The organism is Chryseobacterium luquanense (assembly GCF_026460945.1).
Classification (GTDB): Bacteria; Bacteroidota; Bacteroidia; order Flavobacteriales; family Weeksellaceae; genus Chryseobacterium; species Chryseobacterium luquanense.
Genome location: NZ_JAOVZV010000030.1, coordinates 1 through 21848, shown reverse-complemented (window position 1 = coordinate 21848; position 21848 = coordinate 1). Strand labels below are relative to the sequence as shown.

Here is a 21848-nt window from a genome sequence, read left to right as displayed (position 1 = left end):
GTTTTCTATTTTAAAATGGTTTCCAGATCTTGCAAAATGGATTCTATTGAACGGATGGTAAATGCGGATAAAGTTAAAGTAGGATTCGAAGTTCCCAAAGTGGTCATGTTTCCTGCTCCCACAATGTATAAATTCGAGTGATCCCAAGATTTACAATAGCTGTTGGTTACAGAATCCGACGCGTCGTGACCCATTCTGTGAGTTCCCACGATATGACCTGCTCCGTTGTAAGAATATCTTTTATCATTGTAAACAAAAGTGTTATTATCAGTAGCATTATATTTCGTAAAATCATCAATACATAATCTTTCAAACATTTGATCTGATGCCTGTTTTGCCTGTTCCATGGCTCTTTTCTCGTAATCTGTCAATTCATAATTGATCACAGGACGCGGAATTCCCATCACATCAAGATATTCATTATTAATGGTTACTCTGTTGTTCGGATTAGGTAATTGTTCAATTTCAAAATGAAATAAAACCTGTCTTGAAAGTCTGTAAGCCAAAGCTTCTTTTAATTCCTCACCGAAAAGTCCTTGTCCCAAAAATTCTGAAAGATCAGATCCGGGAGAAAAAGTAGGCCAGCTCCATCCCCAGTTATCGAGAGGAGAGATCCATGCAGAAAATTCACTTCTGAAATTTCCGTCACGGAAAGACGAAATGTTAGTGGTAGAACCAGGACCTCTGTATGAATAAACAGGATCTGGAAACAATCCCCAAGTCAGCATTACCATGTGATCCATTAAATTTCTTCCGACCTGATCGCTGTTGTTGGCAACGGTTTTTTCAACTTTTTGTCCGTCATGAATAACGCTATATTTTGAATTTAAAAGGATTTTAGGGTTTTCAAAAGCGTTTGCTGCAAGAATTACAATTGAATCATTAGTATCAATCACTTCTTCAATAAAATCTGTTTTTTCTCTTGAAATATATCTTCTTACATGAACTTTTGAAATTTTATCATGATCCGCCTGATCTACGCTTAGCCTGTAAACCACACTCTGCGCCTGAACCTGAATGTGAGGATTTCTCTGTAAATTTTCATTTTTATTAACTTTATATAACGCTTTTTTCAAAGTTTTCAAAGCATTGTATTTTGCCTGAACCGGACAAATCGGAACGCATGAAGCATTTCCTTCGCAACGCTCTCCCTGATAAGGATTCCAGACTGCGCCAAGTGCTTTGTAGTCTTCGTTTTCGATATTATTTAATGATAATTTATAGCCTGATTCTGAAGGATTTGCTTTGATCAATTTTGCTTTTCCGTAAGCAACGTTTGGAGTGGAATTTCTTCCCTGTGGCGATGGAACCAACATCAACGGAATTTCCTCGAAGTTTAGCTGAACCGAAGTTCCTGCCAATCCGTTAATAATCTGCTGATCCATATAACTTTGCGGAATTTCATCCATAGGGAAGACATAATCTTCACCATAATATTCTTCCATGCTTTCTTGGATAGGATATTTTTGCGCTGCAACATTTCCTGAAACCCCGATTTCGAACTCAGCCATTTCGTAATAAGGCTTTAAAGTATCATAATCGATTGGCCAGTCCATTGCTCTGCCGTATGTTTCTTTTAATCTGAAATCATTCGGAAGCATTCTCGGAGTTGTTCCCAACCAATGAAGAGTTGTTCCGCCTCCAACTCGGATTGCATCACTCGCAAAAGGCATCGGACCAAACTGCACCAAATATCCTTTTTTATCTGGAAATGGTGGAACAATTGGCTGCATATCCAAAACATTTGGTGATGGTGCCTGTTTCAAATCCGGATAAGGCGAATTCGGAACTTTTGCTTCTTCCATATAAAACTTACGGATATAATCATTGTAATTGACCATCGAAGAGGCAGAATCCAGTTCCAATCCGGCTTCTAATCCAGCTTCATACATCAAAATTGACAATTCTTTGTAAGTTTTTGAATCATTCATTTCCGAACGGTGGATCATTTTTTTTGTATCCGTATCAAAAACGTGGTCTGTTAAAAGTTTGGCGATTAATGATCCTGCGATTCCGGTTCCTACAATAATTACATCTTTTTTTGGCTGTGTTTTTACTGTCTGATTCATGAGTTGCTGTTTACAGGTTTAACGCTCCAAGATTTAAAGCCAGGCTGTTTTGCTCCCGGTGGATGAGCGTGCATTACGTTCCAAACCAAACCTTCTTTATAAGATAAATCGTTTACGTAAGCACCTTCCCAAGTTCCGAGATACCACAATGTGATTACGCTTTGCGCAATTCCGAGAGTTGAAGGTTTAGAAAGAATTTCTGCAGAAATTGCATGGGTAAGCTGTTCCTGAGTTAGGGAGTTTTCAATAATATCTTTAGAGACATTTAAAAACTCTGTGAAGGTTGCAGCTTCGATGTGATCAAGGATATATCTGTAATAAATTTCAGCCAGACCTGTAGATTGAAGTTCATTCAGAGTAAATCCTGTAAGAGATTCTGAAATTGTGACGAATACGGCGTAATAGTAATCATCGACGTTGAGGATTTTTTTGTTGATTATCATTTCGTAAAATTTGGTGTTAAAAAACCAGCCTTCTGATTATCCAGAAGACTTTATAAGCAAATTAAAAAATAAGATAGAGGGATGCCTAATCGTTATTTAGGAAATCCAAAAAAGTGTAGTTGTTTTTTAAAGTTATACATAGTTATAAGTTTTTGTAATCCAAAAGTATTGAATTGTCTAAGAAATCTATTCCGTATTTTTACGTAAAAATATATGTCGTGTAATATTTAGAATTGTTATAAACAAAAATTAAATGAATAATATTTTAATAATGATTAGCAATATTATTTTTTTGATAAGTGATGATTAGGTTAATATAATCACTAGAAAGAGATTTAATTTCTTTGTAAAAATCTATTTATCAAAATTAATATACGGCATTAAAAAGTAAACCAATGTAATAAGTGAAGATATGCTTTTATTGAGATAAGGTGTTTTTTAAGCTCATGAATTATCATTTCCATAAAATAATCTTTTCGCTGTTCATCTTTTTTTGATCCATAATATCCCTCAGGAACAGGTAAAAGATTCTATTTCGCATCAGCAGAAAACTTCCGTTTAGGAAGTAGTCAATCACTTAAATCTTTTTAACGGAATGTAAGCAGTTTCATCCAATTCTAATTTTAATGTGATTTCGGTGTTAAAGTTTGTTGAAAACATAATCGACAGATTTTCTGAAATCTCAACTATTTCACCTTTTTCCTGATACTCAAACTTTTCACGCCAAAGAACATTTGTATAAAATGGTTTATGATCGGTTTTAATATTAGTATTAAGTTGCACGTAGCGATTCGTTATTTTTAATAAATAATCATCATTGTAAAAAATGCCAATAAGATCTGATCTTTTCATTTCTTGAGGTTTAGTTGTGTTTTATAGGATTATGAATACCAATCTATTACTAGAAGGAATCAATCATAGATATTATTGATCATTACTTTATTGATGGAAGCAACAAATTTTTGATATTTATTAATTTTATTTTCAAACCATGCGGTTTTATAGGATAAATTTAGATCTGATCGTGATCTTATCTTGTTAATTTAAGAAGTCATTGAAAGAAATGAATAATTAAAAACTTTACTGCCAGATACAATATGTAGAAGATCTCCTTCAAGTGATGCAAAGTCAATATCGCTACTTGTCAGATTTCCTTCATGAATTTTAGTACTAAATATGTATTTGTGAAATTTTAAATCATAAACATCCATCACAATTGAGTCGACATTATCTGTTCTGGCGGAAAAAACAAATAGTTTTCCGTCCTTTTCAAATACAGCATTATTTGTTGTGAATGTATCACCTCTTTTATAGTAAGTGCCATCGGGACCTTTTAACAATTTTGCTTTAGGAGCATTGTCATTAGTTTGAAATTCATCAGTAAAATTTCCATTTTTAAAAAAGAAAATTTTTGAATATTTATCGCAGTAATAAGCAATTTTTTCAGCTCCTAAACCGGTGAACTTTCCTGCATAGATTAAGGCATTATCTATCGAAAGATCTGTTTTGTTGGTTTCGATTGCATGCACTAGTTTTAATTGATTTGACGATTCATTGATTGTGTAGAATCCAGTAACATAATCATTTTTTTTGGTTTTAAATTCTCCTAATACCAATAAGGTTCCATTACTATTTTTTATTGGAAAAAAACTGAAAACTTTAAAACTGTCGATTTGTATTAATGATAATTTTTTATACGTAAAAGAATACACCTTTAATTTAAATTTGTCAATCATTATAGCATTACTGTTATCGCAATAATCAATATGATAATTGCTAGGTAAGCTAATTTTTATCCCATCTTCTTTCTTCCCGTAATAACTCATAAAATCAATTTTATAATTAATCATTGTAGAATCATTACTTGTTTTTAAAATATTATAAACACCTGTATTAGTTGTCACATTATTCCCTTTAAGATCATATTCACTGACTTTTTTAAGTGAAATCGATGTTGTATAATTTCGTTTAAAAAGAAATTTTTTATTGCTCACTGTACTTTCAAATTCTCTAAAGAAAATTACAATTCCTGAAATAGCTATTATGAAAAGCCAAAATACGACACTATTTTTCATCAGTTTTAATATTATTGTAACAGCAGTAACTTAAAAAAGTAATAAGAAGGTTAATTATCAGATGATATTTAAACGATAGACCATTTAAAATTCCTCCACAGCCGCAAATTTCATATCGTCCATTAGTAAATAAAAAAATTATATATGATGTAAAAATCAGCATCATTATAAAAGAAAAAAGCAATCCCGTTTTTTTTTTGAATATCAGCAATATTACCATGCTCAACTCAAGAAACAACACGAAATATGAAAGATAAACTGCTTGTTGAAAATTAAAAATACCAGTTTTAAAAATGTTAGTTTGAAATGATTTGATTGCCAGTAATTTATTTGTTACCGTGTAAGAAAAGAAGATTATTAGAACGTAGTAAATTATGTTCCATAATACAATTGTTGTATTTTTCATTATTTATTTGTTATATCATCATTTACAATTGCAGGTGCACTAAATCGATCGGTGAAATTTTTCCCAAATCGATATGTTATGGTCAAAAGAATATTAGATAAATTGTTATTGATTAGATTAGTCTGTGAAAAATTTTTATAATTTGACCTGATTTTAGACTTAGCAGACCATCCAAACAAATCGTTATAAGATAGATTTACTGTAAGATTATCATTAAAATAGTTGGACTCAATTTCGATACTGGTTAAAGGTTTGTAGTAAGATGTGGATACCAATTGAATATTTCTTGAGTTGTAATTACCATTAAATATAATTGAATATTTATCTTTTATAGTAGTACTCAAATTAATATTAGAACTTAAAGAAAAACCTTCATTTCTACGTATGATTGCTATTTCACTTTGAGTATTATATAGACTATAATTAAATCCGGCACTTCCGCTAAAATTAATAAGTTTGAAAATTTTTCTGTTGTAACTTAAATTAGATCCGATGATCGTTCCTTTTCCTGCATTTTCAAAAGAATTTATAATCATGTTGTTTTCGGTAACCAGTGTTTCAACGATTGCATTAGTCAACAATTGAGAAAACAGATTTAAACTTATATCACTTTTATTTTTTGTGTTTTTTTGATGTAATGTTACATCGAAAGAATGTTTTAATTCAGGAAGTAAACTGTTGTTACCTTTTAATATATATGTAGGGCTTAAAACAACAGGAACGGGATTTAAATATGTGGCATTTGGTCTTTGAATTTTGTATGAATAGTCTACATTTAAACTTATTTTACCTAAATCAAAGTTTACTGAGGCTGATGGCAGAAAATACGAATAATTCTGACTGAATTCTTCGGTACTATTGTAAGTGTTATCATAAGCAAGTGATGCTGCAGTTGAGATCTTATCAGTAATATCATATGAAAAATTTCCATGAAAAGTATTTAGAGATTGTGAATACAATGAAGCCTCTAGAGGAAACTGAAATCTTCTATAGATATTTTTATATCCTAAAAAATAGGTTAATCCTTGAATCTTTGACTTGTTCCTGTAAATTACTTCATTAGATAATTCTCTTAATCTTGTATATGAAGTATTATGATCTTCACTCAACGAGTTCTGAAATAGATAATTATTTGAATTGTAATGATCATAATATTTAGATCTGAATTGAATGATCGATTTCTCATTAAATTTATATTCATATACTCCAGAAACTCCCCATTTTCTAAGCACTTCCTGATCCTCTGTCGTAAAAGCATAGTTTTGATTACTGTCAGTAAAGGTACCCATTGACTTTCCGTCGAAATGGTACCCGAAAAGATTTCCTGATAAGTAAATACTAGACTTAGAATTCAATATTATCTTAGACTTTGCATTCAGAGAATTTTGCCAGCCTTTCACTTGTCTGTCTGTTTTTGTGTATGTACTAAAATTACCGTCAATCCTTTCAAAATCATTATTTATATTTTGATTGTTAGTTCCAAAATCATAAAAAGCTTTGAAGATGATGTTCTTAGATTTGTAAGACAAGGTCGGAGAAAATCCATATTTAGATAATCGTGTTCCTCCTCGTGCCTCAAGCTCTCCCTTGATAAAATGTTCCTCCTTTACTTTTGTAATTATTTGTATGATTGCATCAACATTTTGAGTAGAATTGTACATTGACGGGGGATTGCTTATGACTTCAACCGTGGCTATATCTTTAGCATCAAGTTTTTTAAGTTCAATAAAATCTGCTTCAATGCCATCTATAAAAAGTAAAGCTTGTTTTCTGTTATGTATTAAAATATTTTCGTTTACAACAGTTATAGAAGGTAATCGTTGTAATACTTTATCTGATTTTGTGTTTTTTGTAAAATCTTTACTATTTATTTTATAAGATGTTTTCCCGGCTTTTTGTAATGTTGTTTTTCCCTCAATAGCAACTTCAGCAATTTCATTTATTTTCTCTTTTAGTATAACTTGTATATTAGAATTGTTTTCGAGGGGAAAAATTTGTCTATTTTCATTATATCCAGCCGCATTAAAAATGATTTCAACGTTTTTATTCTGTGATGATTGTATTATTATGCTAAACTTTCCTTCATTATTTGTAAGAACTTTTATGTTATTTCCCGGAATGCTAATGACAACGTCTGACAAAGGTTGTTCATCTGCTAAAACTCTTCCCTCAATCTTAACAGGATTTTGGGAAAATGCTACCGTAGAAACAACAATTAATACTAGAAGTATTAGTTTAGAGATTATTTTTTTCATAACATGAATATGCGCTTTGAGATGATTACTGATGATATTAAAATTTTATCACCGAAAAATCTCTAAGTAATTATTTTTTAAGATAAATTAAAAGTGTTGCCAAATTCTTGGCAACACTAATTTTTATTTGGATACTACCATTCTCTCCACTTACCGTAAAGAGTAGTTCCGCTAGAAGTTCTTCCACAAGTTCCTTTCTCACCTACGCATCCAGCACCTTCAGGAGCTAGAACGTCCTCAAAACCAGTAGCTGATTTAGCCTTAACATTTGAAGACCCTGCTAATGTTGCCATTGTAATTCCTACAACCGCTAAACTTAGTTTAAATAAGTTTTTCATAATTTTTTTTATTAATTTAATTAAACATAACCCGAAGGTTTCTATATATTTATAGTCTTAAGAATCTTGCATTGCGCACTGCAAATCCTCAAAAGATGATAAATCAATTTGTTGTTCTCCAATGCCCTCCATGTTTTACAGGAGGATCATTGTTATCAATTTCAAATCCGGAATTGGAGGCAGAATCTTTCCTCGTTGCCAGATTTTGATAGTTTTCTTTTTTTAAATTAGTTTCTACATTGTCAGACATGATTTGATTACTATATTCTTCGATTTCAGCAATCTCGTCAAGTTCCCTGCATGAGTTCAATGTCACAATTAATATTAGAATTTGGATAAACCTTAGTTTCATGTTAATAAATTTTAAATGATATAAAAGTTTATCCGGTACCGGATTGACTTAAGTTTCGAGGCTAAATTATTACTTAAATGAAACTTTTTTCATGAAACAATGCCATGATTTATAAATCAAGACGAGTGATTTGTAAATCATAGCAAAATTAAAATACTGGAAATTAGTCTCTTGTATAATTATCTTTGAAATTGATTGGATCGGCCATTATGCAAGGATTTTTAGTAAATTTGCACGATAAACTTCTGGAAATTGAAAATTTACAAAGGCTTTTTATACCTAATCATATTTATTTTTTCGTCATATTTTTCTGCTCAAAAAACATATAGCTCCGAAGACTATATTAAATTGAGGAAAAATTATGAAGATCTACCCGAGAATGACGAGCAAGCACTACCTTATATAAAGATATATTTAAGAGAGGCCACCAAAGAAAAAAACTACAGTAAAATTTTTCAGGGTTATCAGGATGCTGTATTCTATACAAAAGACAAAGAAAAGAAATTGTCATACGCAGATGTTTGTTTAAAACAGATGCTAAAATCAAATGATGATGAACTCATTAGCAGTGCCTATCTGGAAAAAGGAGTTGTCTATTATTTCTTCTTTAAACATTATCAACCTGCTTTAAATAACTATTTAAAAGCATATGAAAGTTCCAAGCATATTTCCAATGGATTTTTAAGATATAGAATTGTATACCAACTGGGTGTTGTTAAAAGCTATTTGGGCTATTACGCTGATGCATCAGAATTATTTAAAGAGTGCATCAATTATTTTCAACCTTTAACTTCTGGTAATCTTCATCCTAATCTTATTTATAATAATAAAAAAGGTTATTTTAACAGTGTACATCAACAGATTATCTGTTATGAAAAGTTGAAAAATTTTAAACTGAGTGATTCCTTGTTAGCAGTTGGTATGAGTACATTACCATCATCAGAACGGTTTGATTTGGAAAAGGCTTATTTTATCAAAGAAAAAGCAATATCTGATTTTAGAAAAAGCAGGTATAAAGATGCGGTATCAAATTTATCTATGACTCTGCCAATATTTAAAAAGTACAATGATGTAACTTGGTTCGCTGTAAGCAGCTTTTATTTAGGGAAAAGTTTTGGGGCGTTAAAGAATGATGAGAAAGCTATCTCTTATTTTCGAAAAGTTGATTCTGTTTTTCAAAAGCAGAATTTCATCATACCTGAATTGAGATCTAATTATGAGATTTTAATTAACTACTACAATTCCAAGGGCAATAAAGATGCTGAACTTTTTTATACAAAACAATTGATTAAAGTTGATAATATTTTAGGCAACGACTTTCAATATCTATCACCAAAGATTCATAAAGAGTATGATACAAAAGCACTATTAGAGAAACAAAGGATATTAGAAACAAATTATAATTTCAGCTTTCTATTTGTGCTGGTTTTATTGCTCTCGGTGGCCATATTATTGGTTGTCATATATATAAAAAGGAAAAAAGAAAAACATATTCTATCTCAGTATAAGGCTTTGGAAAATAGAATTCTCAATCATGAAAACAATTTAGTAATTTCCAAAGTAAGTTTTGAAAATCAGTCTTCTAAGGATAACAAAAACAATATTCCTGAAAATGTTGTAAACGATATTTTGAAAAAACTTAATGAATTTGAACGGAAAAAGGGATTTGTAAAGAAAGGTCTGACACAGCAAGAGCTTGCAAAAAGTTGGGGAACAAATACTACTTATCTTTCACAGGTGGTGAATGAGTTTAAGGGAAAGAATTTTAATTCTTATTTAAACGAGATGCGAATTAAATATATAACCACAGAATTATATCATAACTCAAGACTTTTAGATTATACTATTGAAGGATTATCAGAAAAGTGCGGAATGAGCTCAAGACAAAATTTTTCAGATATTTTTACTGAGATTAATGGAGTAAGACCTGCTTATTTTTTAAAAAAGAGGAAACAGGAGTTGCAGGATGACACAACTGAATAGCAGGAAACTATATCTAAGATTTTCTTAAAATTGTTTTTTAATTTTTTTCAGTGCAAATCTTAGCAGTGTTAATAATTATTTTTACACATGTTGGAGTTACTAACTTTATTAGGACACAATTGTTATATTACTTTGATAAAATATAAAAACTCAAAACTAAAATATGGAGTGAAGTATTTTAAGTGAAAGTGACGTACTTATTAATTTCCTTATTGGTTTAGTGTCAGTAATCTTAGAAATATAAAAATTTTTATAGCGAATTTTCCAGTTTTGAATAAATAGGGATTATTGTGTTTGTAAATTTATAATTGTTTTTATAAATGCAAATTTTATAAAAAGTTATTTGTCTAAATATAATAATGATATTTATTTATTTTTAAATAATTTAGCGGTTAATATGATGAAGAATATCATTCCTGATAATGAAATAGGAAGATTGAAAAAATTAGAATTTTTTGATCTCCTAAATTTAGGCAAAGACCCTCAATTTGATGTTTTTGCAGAGACTGCATGTCTCATTGCCGATTGTCCTGCTTCTTTAATTGCAATCATGGAAAGTGAGACGCAGACCATCCAAAGCTGTATAGGTCTGGAAATAGATTCTGTAGAACGCGAGAATACGGTTTGCCAATATTCAATAGCAACCGGAGACGTGGTAATTATTAATGATACACTTTTGGATGACAGATCCCGGAACAACCCGCTAATTGTGGAAGGAGGGATACGATTTTATGTAGGAATACCATTAATTGACGACGAAGGTTTTGCATTAGGAACAATCTGTGTGATCGATTATAAGCCCCGAACTATAACAGACAGACAGATTGCAGCACTCAAAAAACTTTCAGATGTTATTTCTAACCTTCTAATGGTAAAGAGAAAGACAATTTATTCAGAATATTTTCAACAACTCTTTAATATATCCAATAATCTGATCTGTGTTTTAGATAACGAATTGAAGTTTAAAGATTTCAATCCGGTGGTCGAAAAAATATTTTCTTTAAAGAAAGAAGAAGCGATTGGGCTTAGTTTTAACCAATTTTTCGGAGAAGGTAATAACGACATTTCAAAGCTTAAAGATCTTTCGGAGAGTAGCCAGGAAGTATCTTTTACTACTTCCACCGTAATTAAAGATGGCAGTTCTGTGATTGTAGAATGGGTTTTGAAATCAAACCAGGAAATTTCTGAAATTTTTTGCTTCGGAATCAACATCACTGCGCAGACTGAAGAAAAACGTCAGTTGGAAAGCTCAGAGAGACGTTTCAGGAGTTTCTTTGAAAATGCTATCGGTTTGATGAGTATGCATGACATGGAGGGTAACATTATCGCTGTTAACGAAAAAGGTAGGGAAACGCTTCATTATTCTATAGATGAGGTAAAAAATTTAAACCTTAGAGACCTTGTCCCTGAGCATAATTGGTCTTCTTTAAACCAGTATCTTGACAGGATTAATAAAAATAAGGAGGATTTCGGAACCATGATTCTGAAGGCAAAGAATGGGGTAGAGCAGATCTGGATGTACCACAATCTTGTTGAGATAAATAAAGATGGGAAACCTTATGTATTAAGCACGGCATTGAACGTCACCGAAAGAATGACTTTAGAGAAAGATCTGATTCATACGAAAAAAATGCTGGAGCAGACAAGTTCTGTAGCTCAAGTGGGCGGTTGGGAAGTAAATTTGAAAAAAGACACAGTATTCTGGTCTCAAAGTACCAAAGAAATTCATAAGATAAATAACGATTTTCAGCCTAATTTGGAAAATGCTATTGGTTTTTATAAAGAAGATGACAGAGAAAGAGTTAAATTTTTATTCAACAGAGCGATAACGGAAGGAGTTTCGTATGACGATGAATTTCAGCTGGTGCGTAATGATGGTGTTACGATCTGGGTGAGGGTAAAAGGAATTCCTGAATTTGAAAATGGCGTTTGCAACAGGGTTTATGGAATAATTCAGGATATTGATGTATTCAAAAATATGTTCCTTGATATTGCTAAAAAAGAAGCAATGATGCAATCGTTCGTAACTTATGTTCCGGTTTCCGTGGCGATGTTTGATAAAGATCTTAATTATATTTCTGTAAGCAGCCGATGGAGAGATGAATTCAAAATGAATGAGACCGATATAATCGGAAAGAATCTTTTTGTTGTATCACCAAATATCCCTGAAAAACGAAAAGAAATTTATCGTGCTGCTTTGCAAGGTAAAACTTACATAAATGAAGATTTTGCGATTAGTATTGATGACAAAGAAGAAATTCAGCATTTCGACCTTAAAGTTGGCCCATGGTATCTTTCAGATAATGAAATTGGCGGGGTGATTGTTTCTGTACAAAATATTACCAATTCTGTACACACCAATGAGGAACTTAAAAATGCAAAAAAAATGGCTGATATCGCAAGCAATGCAAAATCAGAATTTCTTGCTAATATGAGTCATGAGATACGCACACCTTTAAATGGAGTGATAGGTTTCTCTGATCTTCTTTTACGAACTCCTCTCAACGATATTCAGACTCAATATCTTAATTATATTAATGAATCCGGGGAAAACCTTCTGAACATTATTAATGATATTCTGGATTTTTCTAAAATAGAATCCGGTAAAATGGAGCTTCTGATAGAAAAAAGTGATGTTTACGACATGGTAAGTCAAGTTATCAATGTAATACTGTATCAGTCGCAGAAAAAAGATATTGAACTTCTTCTTAATATTGAGCAGGGTCTTCCAAAAACTTTATTACTTGATGAATCCAGATTAAAGCAAATCCTTATTAACCTCTTGGGTAATGCAGTGAAATTCACGGGACAGGGCGAAATTGAGCTAAAAGTAGAAAAACTCCGCATGGACGATAGCCATATCGTTCTGCGATTTTCTGTAAGAGATACAGGAATTGGCATACCTATCGAAAAGCAGAAACATATTTTTGATGCTTTCACTCAGGAAAACAGCTCTATCAGTAAGCTTTACGGAGGAACCGGTCTCGGTCTTACCATTTCAAACAATATTCTTGGATATATGGAAAGTCATTTATCGCTTATCAGTAAGCCTGAAAAAGGGTCTGTGTTTTTCTTCGACATTGAAATTCCTTACGAAATATCCGAATCGAAAGAAGATGATGATCTCACTCTGAAGAAAGTACTTGTGGTAGATGATAATGAAGCAAACAGGATCATTCTTCAACATATGCTTACCTACAAAAATATAGAATCTACATTGGCTGCTAACGGAATGGAAGCTTTACAAATATTGCTGAAAGGTGAACGGTTTGATGCGATATTGATGGATTATCATATGCCGGTAATTTCCGGTTTGGAAACAATTGATAAAATCAAAGAGTTATTTAATGAACGGAATGAGACTTCACCATTGGTAGTTCTTCATACTTCTTCGGAGGAACACGATGTCATTAATTCTTTCCGTAAGGAAGATAATTCTTATTTTCTTTTAAAGCCTATTAAATCTGATGATCTTTATAAAACACTCAGACGTGTGGCACAAAATACAGTGACAGAAGTTACTGCTCCGAAATATTCGGAGAAAGACCAGTTTTCTTTTACGAAAGAGCCAGAAGTTCTCCTAGTAGACGATAACCCGGTGAATATGGTTCTGAATAATAAAATGATGAAATCACTTATACCTGATGCGCATCTTACAGAATCGGTAAACGGTTTAGAAGCTTTGGAAGAATGTAAGAAAAAAGATTTCTCTATTATTCTTATGGACGTACAGATGCCGGTAATGAACGGTATTGAAGCTACACACCAAATTCGACTCTTGCCCGGATACAAAAACGTACCCATTATTGGTGTAACAGCAGGAAACGTTTTGGGAGAGAAAGAAAAATGTCTGGAATCGGGGATGACCGATTTTCTGCCCAAACCTTTGCGGCAGGCAGATCTTTTGGAAATGCTCAAAAAATATATTGTCATTAAAAAAGATAAAGATGCTAAAGTGGAAGCTGATATATTATCTGAGAAATATATCAATATGGAAATGCTGAATGAGCAGATTGGTGGTGATGATGAATTCAAAGAAATATTTTTAAACCTTATTATTAACGAGCTTGTACAAACAGAGAATAATATTGCTGACAAGAGGGTCGTGAAAAATGCGGACGATGTCAAAACTATTCTTCATAAACTTAAAGGTACTGCCGGAACTGCCGGTCTTTTCAGTCTTTCAAACTGTGCATTGAAATGGGAGAATAAAGCTGATGATACTATAGATTTTTCAGCGATGGAGAAAGAAATAACAGAAGAAATAACAATAGGATTAGATTTAATAAAAAGTTTAATAAAATAAAATCAAAAGCTATATTGATTTTGATCACCGCAGGTAATGATTTGATTTTCAAAAACAATTGAGCATACATTATTAAAAGAAGTAAACGAAGTTATTTTGACCCCGAAATGGTAAAAAAGTTATTGAGAAAAAGTTTTTGTGGTCGATTCAGAAAAAAAAGTTTTTGGGAGCCCAAAAAGTAAAATCAAAGATTTATTTAAGAATATATCTGATAGTATGGGGAATTCGTGAGCTTGGCTTCTGTAGATCTCACGACCTCTTTTTCTGTTATTACAAAGTGATTTTATGGATTTCTCGGGATGACAAAGAGGGAAATAATAGGATGTTTACTGATTATAAAGTCTAAGAATCTCCACCAATTCTGGTAAGGATCGTACTTTTAGCTTCTCAAACAGCCTGATCTTGTAAGTACTGATTGTTGATGGATGAAGATTAAGCTGATTAGAAATTTCTTTGAGGGGAAGACCTTCTGCAAGCTTATTGGCAATTTGTAACTCGCGGTCTGATAGTGCTTCAAAGGGTGAGTTTTTTGTTGTACCATTTAATGATTCTAAGAACATCGCCTCTTTTACCTCATCACTTATATATCGCCCGTTACTAAGCATCGCCGTCAATGCAGTTTCAATTACTGCATTAGAGCTTTGTTTACTCAGATAGCCACCTGCTCCCATCTTTAGATAGCGCATTGCGTAGAGCTCTTCATCTTGAGAAGAAAATATGAGAATTCTTAAGTTGGGTTGGTGTATTTTTATGTAATCAATCGCTTCCTGAACAGAACCATTAGGCATATTAACGTCCATAATGGCCAGATCTAATTCTTCTTTCAGAATTGCTTTGAACAACGATTTATAATCCTCTACTTCTGAAATTATAGCGCTCGGCCTGAGTCGTTTGATCGTTTGTATCAAACCCATCCGGACAATACCATGATCATCTGCTACAACAATACGAACATTTGATTTTAAATCCTTCATTCATTAAAATTAGGTAAAAAAAAGGGAAACAGTAGTTCCTTTACTTTCAGAAGAAATGATGTCGATGTTTCCGTGCATCAAGGATACAAAATTTTTTACAATTTTCAAACTTAATCCAACTCCTTTTTCGCCAGCAGTTCCCAGGAATATTGGGTTACCATAAGTGAAGATCGTAGATAAAGATTTTTCATTCATTCCCATTCCGAAGTCGACTACACAAAGCATGACTTGATCGCCTTTTGTAACTTGCTCTAAATAAATATCTTGTCCGGACCATGAATATTTTATCGAATTGTTGAAAATTTTGTCTAAAGCACTTTCGAGCAGAAAACGATCGGTTATAAGAAATGCATTGGGATCTCCTTTAAAATAAAATTTAATGTTTTTTTCTTTTAATTTAACCGCATATTTTTCTTCAAAATGGTAAAAAAGATCAATCACCATGATTTTCACAGGTTTAATCTGAAAATCCCCGTATTGTGTTTTCAACCAGGCGGTGCTGTCCTTAATAGTTTGCAGATTCTTCTGGGCATCGCTTTTTACCTGCGGCAACAACTTAAAAAAATCTTCCTCACCTATGATGTTATCTTCCAGCGCTTCTATAAGCCGCAGAAAATTTCCAAACATTTCTTTTGAATCATGAGACAATATAGAGATCAGCCCGTTCTTAAAACTGATTTCGTTTTCCAGTCTTTCGATTTTTAATTGCAGTTCGTTAATTTGGTCATTCATACAGCTCGCATTAATGCTTTAAAAAAAATCCACTACAGTATTTTTTAATATAGTTTACTCATCAGAAAAGATTTGTTATAACTAAGATTATTTAAAATATCTGATATTCAGGCTTGCAGACATTTTTCATTCTCACAAGGAAGACTTAATTCCGCTGATGCAATAATAGGTAATTCGTTTGTTTTTTCCAAGAGCCTTTTTGTTTTAATATCATACAGCCGGGAAGACTCTGATCATCCAAGAGAAAGTGAGGTCTCTGAGAAATACTTTTGATGTAAAGAAGAATAGAATGACGGGAATAGAAAATATAGACTTATTACCCGTTGTGCATTTTAAATTTTTGTATTTCCAAAATAAGTGAAACGGCTTTGTTTACCTTTATTTCAGTATTTTAAATAAATTCCTTGTTTATCGTTGCGTTTTTTATCGCTAAGAAAGACTAAGTTTTAAAATACATTTCTTTTTTAAGACAAACAATGGCATTTCATTTAGCAAAGAAACACAATTGTTTAAATATCAATTATTTAAACATATCTTCATAATGCACAACGAGTAGACTTATTCTTCGCAGTATTCATGATACGAAGTTATATGTTGGTCATTTGGCAACTTAGGAAACTGATAAATTGATAACATCGGAATATTTTTTCCGAATCAATTTGATTTCTCAGTATAATTCTGTTTCGGTGATTGATTTTCGATTATTATCTGTATTATAAACTTTTAAAAGTATTGTTAAATTGCCGTAAAGCTATAATAAACATTAATAGAGTAAGTGGAATTTTCCTTCCCTACCAAACCTTGGGCACCCGTAGCTGGTATGGTGTATCTTACATTGAGTTGTCTGTCTAAAACAGGTGTTCCGTTGAAAAGTATTTTTTGAGGAGTTTTGGATAAGGGAGCATTTACAGAACTTCCATCCACGCCAATTTGTAATATGTTAGAGTTAATATCGGTCTGCAAGCCGCCTTTCTTAAAATAATTTTCGTCAGATTTTACATACAGTTCAAAACTTTCATTGTTGGACAATGTAATTTGGTTTGGAATTATTTGTGACTGACCATTGGTGTAGTGCGCAGCTGTATTAAAATTAAAGTTTACATTTCTCCCGGAACTTGGTATGGTGATCTCCGACCGAGGAAGCACCTTTATTTGAACCGCTGTATTTTGCAAACTGTTAATTGAATTATCTGTACTTGTAGCGTTGAAGTTCAATTCAAAAGTATAAGTTCCGGCTTCAAAAAAAATATTTTTAAAATCTTCCGCAGACACATAAAGCTCCGGGGTAAAGCTGTTTCTGTTTCCTGCCACAACACTGAAATTAGCAGGGGAAAAATTCTGAAAATTGGCAGATAAGGCTTTGGTCATAAGTGCAGATCCATTACTTCCCAATTTAATGCTTGATATATTTCTGGTTCCTGAAACACCTTTAGAAGAAGTGAACTGAATATTTGTAGAAGCAGCTTTCGCCCATAAATTAAAATCTACCGTATGCGCAATCTCCGCGTTTTCCAAACTGAAAACCCGTGTGCCCGTAATTCGGTAATCATTCAAAGAAGATATTTCTATGTATTTTGTTAAAGATGATGTGAGCCATCTGATGGATGAAGGAATGACTAAAATCGTTTTAAAATTACGTGGCGTGAAATCATTATAATTTTGACTGATATCCATGGAATAATTCCCGGCTCGGTAGGCATTGGCCGCAAACTGAGCAGCAGGTATTTTAAAGGTAAAATTGATATTTCCCTTGTTGAATCCTCCTCCGAAGATAATAGACCCAGGCGGTTCAAACCACTTTAGAGCACTTGTACTGAACGACTGAAAACCAGGTAAAGAACCTGAAAATCCGGTAGATGGCAGCTGCCCACCCATACTTTCTAATTGCCACAGAAGAGTAGAACTGGGTAAAGTAAATGATGATGAAGAGTGAGTAAAAGTTGGTCCGGACGTAGAGGTAAATGTTGGAGCTATGGGCGCTAATCCAAAAAAAGTATAATCCCAGTTTGTTCTATTGGCGTTTGTCATTAACCTTGTAGGAACTGAGGTAAATTCAACCCTGTTTAAAATATTATTTTCAGGAACAGACAGGTAAATATCCTGAGCTTTTGCGACTGTTGATCCGCAGAATACTGTAAAAATTCCTATAAAAAAACCTCTCATCGTTTTCATATCCTCTAAATTTAAAACTTTTTCACCTTTATCGTGGTGTCTTTCTTCTTATATTCAAAAACCACGGTTCCTGAGAAACCTTCTTTTGTCACCTGAATAGTCTGGTTGGGTTGTGTATAGCTGTATTTGTCATTTTCAATATAGAGGTCGTATTTTCCATCTTTCAGGAAAAACTCAAACTCGTTTTTTTGGTTAACCACAGCGGTATGAATTACGCCATCTTCACCTTTTGCATACACTACAATTCCGGTTACATCTGTTTCCAAAACATCGTAGGCTTGTTTGATCTCTGTTAATTTCCCACTTACCTTGATATTTTTTACCAGACCCACTTTGCGGTTGATATTTTTATCTACCATAATTACAGGATCCATCATCAATCGTGCACCTGCACTTTCGTTTACCTTCAGCGTGTAAATACCTTCAGGCACATTCTGAAAAACTACTTTTCCGTTCTTATCAGTCAGTGCAACAAAATTGTCCAGTTTTACTATTTCATTTGCAAGAACCACTTCTCCTGCTTCCAGAAGTCCATTGAAATTTTTATCTTCAAATAACTGGAACGTCACTTTATGATTTCCAAGAGCTGTAGCTGCAGCAAAATATTTTTTAATCCCGATTCTGAACTGGTAATAACTCCCAGTGCTTGCATATTCTGCCGTAGATTTATAACCCGAAAGATTAAAATAGCCTGTGCTAGACCAGGAAGGCGAAATCTTATATTCCAGATTACCACTTACATTGGTGTTTAAGTTTTTATAAAGTTCCGAATAGAAAGTTCCGGCTGAAAAAGATCCAATCAGATTATTACCAAGCATCTGGAAATTATACGAGGCATATAGATTGTAATTGGCAAAATTACGGTCTACATCGTAATAAGAATTTAAATCAAAGACAGTAATTGCGTTCCATTGGGCTGTTCCGTTGAGGGAGAAGGATTTATACCTGTAAGACAATGTTGTTTTCAGACTGTTGAACCAATCGGCTTTATTTTTATCTTTTGAATAAGAATATTCTGCAGACCAATTCAATCCGTGAGCACCCAATGTAGTGCTTATGTTTGCCTCCATCCGGTAAGAGAAAAGTTCCTGCGATGAGTAAAAATTGGCTGTTTTTTGTCTTTCAACCTTTGGAGACAATAGGAAATTCCACTTCTGTGAAGAAAACTGGTAACCTGTTCCTAAAGATTCTGTACTGTTGAAATAATAACGCAAATTAGCGGGATTCCCAGTTTGGATAGGCGCATTTTGGAAACTCAAAAACTCAGGATCTACCTGCGAATTCTGATATTGTATAAAAGCACGCTGAGAAGCAGAGAATTGGCGGCCGATACGTTGATTTGAGAAAAAAGATCCCCTTTTGATCCCTGCATAACTACTGGTGGCAAAGGTATTAACAGATTGGATATCCCATTTCCCCATTTTAGCGTCGTAGTTGGCTCCCATTGTAGCTCCTACGTTTTCATCTTTGTTCGAAAGGCCTTTTTCGTGGCTCAGACCAATTTCAGTACGGATTGTATGTTTATCGTTAATTAGAAGTGATGATACTGCATTTGCAACCTGTGTATCCACGTTAAGGCGCGGATCATGATCGAATATGTATGACACTTTTCCATTGAATGATTTAGAATTTCCAAAGCCATATTTCGCACCTACCATGGTAGATCCTTCTGTTTGTTGGAAATAAGTACCAGAAAGGTTGTAATTATTTTCCAGGGCAAGAATTTCAATCTGATTATTATTACCAAATTTAGTAGAAATTTTCCCACCTCTCCCGAAAACCGGGTAATCGTAATCGTTACTATTAACGTTTCCTACCCGTAATACAGTATTTTTTCTTTCAAGTTCCAACCAGGTATCATACAGATTATAAAGGCCGTCTTCATGATAGTAATCCGCACCTAAGTTGAAACGCGATTTCAAATTTTCAGTCACTCGAAACGCTGTGTTTCCTCTTAATTGAATAAAATTGAAACCTGAACTATTTTCGTTATAGCTAAGTTCTGCAAAATTACTTCCGCTCACCGCTTCGTTTCCGCGGACAATTTGTCTGTTATTTGATAAAATGACTAAGTGTAGGGTGTTGCTTCCCACTATTTCATTATTAAGCAGATCTGTGGCAGTTGCATTAATATTAAATTCAGGAAAAAGCGTATTCTGTTTTCTGACCACAATTTTGATCTCAACCGTTTGTTTTTCTAAACCTTCCAGGGATACAGTTTGTTGTTTTGGCATCATTTCCAAACCATCCGGAATGGATTGCAAATCAATCTTAACGGTTCTTTTACTATAGCCTTGGTTTTCTACAGTGAGCAGAATCGAGGAGTCGGGAGCAGCAGGATTAATGAAATTTTCGTAAGCTGCTGTATAAATTGCGATGTTTTTGTTCTCCTCTTTATCAACGAAGAATGAGGCATTATCAGTTTTAGTGACCGATGGTGTAGAATAAGAAACCTGAAATTTGATCTCATTGGATGCCAATTTCATAAAATCTACGTTGGCAATCAGTTTTACAGGAAGATTTTTAGACTGACCCACACCCAAGATAAAGCCATTTTTGGGATAGAAAAGTAAACCTGGATAATTTTCCGAAGGCATGATATTCTGAATGGTAATTTCTTCAGAACCTTTATTTTCAATCACCAGGAAATTAGTAAAAGTAGAACCCTTTTCAACGGCTACACTTTCATTTTCAAAACGGATTTCGATATCCTTTTTTTCCTGCGCAAAGGCAAACGAAAAGTGCAGAAAAACAAATGCAAAAAATAAGATTGTTTTTCTTATTGATATCGATATACTTTTTTGTGGTTTCAAGACTTAATTATTAAAATTTAAAGTTTTTTTCTCCTACGCGTAAATCATTGGATCCTGCCATTTTAATAATAGCCACGCCAAGAAAGTTCCCTGAAATGGTCTCCGGTAAAGAAAATTGAACGACCTGATTGGTATTGGGAAGCATGGAGATGGAAATTCCGGGTAATTTTATTTCCTGACCACTATCTGTATTAGTCAGTTCAAACTCAACGGTGGCATCATTAATGGTATTTCCATCGTTATGGATGCTTACTGCGACTTTTCTGTTTGCTGCATTCTCATTACTCGCCTCTGATATATTGGTAATATCCAAACTTTTTGTCTGGTTCCCCGGTGGTGTATAAAAAATGTGAAGTCCAACCTCAAATAAAGTAATAATACCAATCCCATTTTGAATACGTGCCTGATCTGCCTGCTGAGGAAGTTGGGTGAAAAATAACATGCTGTTTGTAACAGACTTTGATGCGTTTGCGGGAATCTGCATGGTTACTACAACCTCCTTTGTACTTTTCGCAGGAACTGTAATAGCATTTTCTAAGGTAGACACCCAAGCTGCATTAGAATTTTGTGAACTGCCTGCTTCAAGATAAACTTTATTTCCGTCTTCTTCTCTAACCCAATCTTTATAGTTGAGATTAAAAACATAATCCTTATCCGAGCTGTTTTGAAGTGTGACTGTCTGTGCCACTTTTTCTCCTGGATTACCGGTGAAAAACAAGCGTGTAGGCGACATAGAGATACTTTGTGCCAGAAGTGAAGAAGACCCTGTGAGGATAAAGAAAATGAAAAGGTAAATAAACTTGCGCATGGTGTAAATTGTTTATAATAAAGATTCCCAAAACTACTGAAAACGTAACAAAAGAAAGCTTTACAACCTAAAAAAAATATTATAAAGCAGTCGCTGTATATGTAACTGTTTGTGTATAAGTT

Annotated in this window: 15 protein-coding genes; 2 read left to right on the top strand and 13 right to left on the bottom strand. The window is 33.2% G+C overall.

Annotation, left to right across the window (positions count from 1 at the left end; genetic code table 11):
- Nucleotides 1–5 precede the first annotated feature (5 nt).
- The 8 genes from OEA66_RS20025 to OEA66_RS19995 all read right to left on the bottom strand — a co-directional run bounded on the left by OEA66_RS20025 (nt 6) and on the right by OEA66_RS19995 (nt 7938).
- Nucleotides 6–2069, bottom strand: coding sequence for a GMC oxidoreductase (locus OEA66_RS20025; protein ID WP_267283079.1), 2064 nt, complete (start codon nt 2067–2069; stop codon nt 6–8).
- The gene (locus tag OEA66_RS20020; RefSeq protein WP_267283078.1) at nt 2066–2512 is read right to left on the bottom strand and encodes a hypothetical protein; all 447 of its coding nucleotides are present in this window, start codon (nt 2510–2512) and stop codon (nt 2066–2068) included. The genes OEA66_RS20025 and OEA66_RS20020 overlap by 4 nt, the downstream gene beginning before the upstream one ends.
- A gap of 573 nt (nt 2513–3085) precedes the next feature.
- Complete coding sequence (locus tag OEA66_RS20015) at nt 3086–3364, bottom strand: hypothetical protein (RefSeq protein ID WP_267283077.1); 279 nt, start codon at nt 3362–3364, stop codon at nt 3086–3088.
- Nucleotides 3365–3555: 191 nt separating this feature from the next.
- A complete protein-coding gene (locus OEA66_RS20010; protein WP_267283076.1) occupies nt 3556–4587 on the bottom strand; it encodes a hypothetical protein in 1032 nt (343 codons plus the stop codon).
- Nucleotides 4577–4993, bottom strand: coding sequence for a MauE/DoxX family redox-associated membrane protein (locus tag OEA66_RS20555; protein WP_375379306.1), 417 nt, complete (start codon nt 4991–4993; stop codon nt 4577–4579). Before OEA66_RS20555 ends, OEA66_RS20010 begins: the two co-directional genes overlap by 11 nt.
- Nucleotides 4993–7248 carry a TonB-dependent receptor gene (locus tag OEA66_RS20005; protein ID WP_267283075.1) on the bottom strand — a complete coding sequence of 752 codons (2256 nt, stop codon included), beginning with the start codon at nt 7246–7248 and terminating at the stop codon, nt 4993–4995. The genes OEA66_RS20555 and OEA66_RS20005 overlap by 1 nt, the downstream gene beginning before the upstream one ends.
- Before the next feature lie 134 nt (nt 7249–7382).
- The gene (locus OEA66_RS20000; protein ID WP_267267622.1) at nt 7383–7586 is read right to left on the bottom strand and encodes a hypothetical protein; all 204 of its coding nucleotides are present in this window, start codon (nt 7584–7586) and stop codon (nt 7383–7385) included.
- Between the two features lie 103 nt (nt 7587–7689).
- Nucleotides 7690–7938, bottom strand: coding sequence for a hypothetical protein (locus OEA66_RS19995; protein ID WP_267283074.1), 249 nt, complete (start codon nt 7936–7938; stop codon nt 7690–7692).
- Nucleotides 7939–8190: 252 nt separating this feature from the next.
- Between OEA66_RS19995 and OEA66_RS19990 the strand changes: the two genes are divergently transcribed.
- Together OEA66_RS19990 and OEA66_RS19985 are read left to right on the top strand one after the other, a co-directional pair.
- Nucleotides 8191–9921: a helix-turn-helix domain-containing protein gene (locus OEA66_RS19990; protein WP_267283073.1), complete on the top strand. Its 1731-nt coding sequence runs from the start codon at nt 8191–8193 to the stop codon at nt 9919–9921.
- Between the two features lie 397 nt (nt 9922–10318).
- Complete coding sequence (locus OEA66_RS19985) at nt 10319–14227, top strand: response regulator (RefSeq protein WP_267283072.1); 3909 nt, start codon at nt 10319–10321, stop codon at nt 14225–14227.
- Between the two features lie 326 nt (nt 14228–14553).
- Here OEA66_RS19985 and OEA66_RS19980 read toward each other — a convergent pair whose 3' ends face one another.
- The 5 genes from OEA66_RS19980 to OEA66_RS19960 form a co-directional block, all read right to left on the bottom strand.
- Nucleotides 14554–15201 carry a response regulator gene (locus OEA66_RS19980; protein WP_267283071.1) on the bottom strand — a complete coding sequence of 216 codons (648 nt, stop codon included), beginning with the start codon at nt 15199–15201 and terminating at the stop codon, nt 14554–14556.
- A 9-nt stretch (nt 15202–15210) separates the two neighbouring features.
- Nucleotides 15211–15933: a sensor histidine kinase gene (locus OEA66_RS19975; protein WP_267283070.1), complete on the bottom strand. Its 723-nt coding sequence runs from the start codon at nt 15931–15933 to the stop codon at nt 15211–15213.
- A 735-nt stretch (nt 15934–16668) separates the two neighbouring features.
- Entirely contained in the window at nt 16669–18105 is a 1437-nt protein-coding gene (locus OEA66_RS19970) for a hypothetical protein (protein ID WP_267283069.1), read from the bottom strand.
- Between the two features lie 11 nt (nt 18106–18116).
- Complete coding sequence (locus tag OEA66_RS19965; protein WP_267283068.1) at nt 18117–20918, bottom strand: fimbria/pilus outer membrane usher protein; 2802 nt, start codon at nt 20916–20918, stop codon at nt 18117–18119.
- A gap of 10 nt (nt 20919–20928) precedes the next feature.
- Nucleotides 20929–21651, bottom strand: coding sequence for an Fn3-like domain-containing protein (locus OEA66_RS19960; RefSeq protein WP_267283067.1), 723 nt, complete (start codon nt 21649–21651; stop codon nt 20929–20931).
- Between the last annotated feature and the right edge of the window lie 197 nt (nt 21652–21848).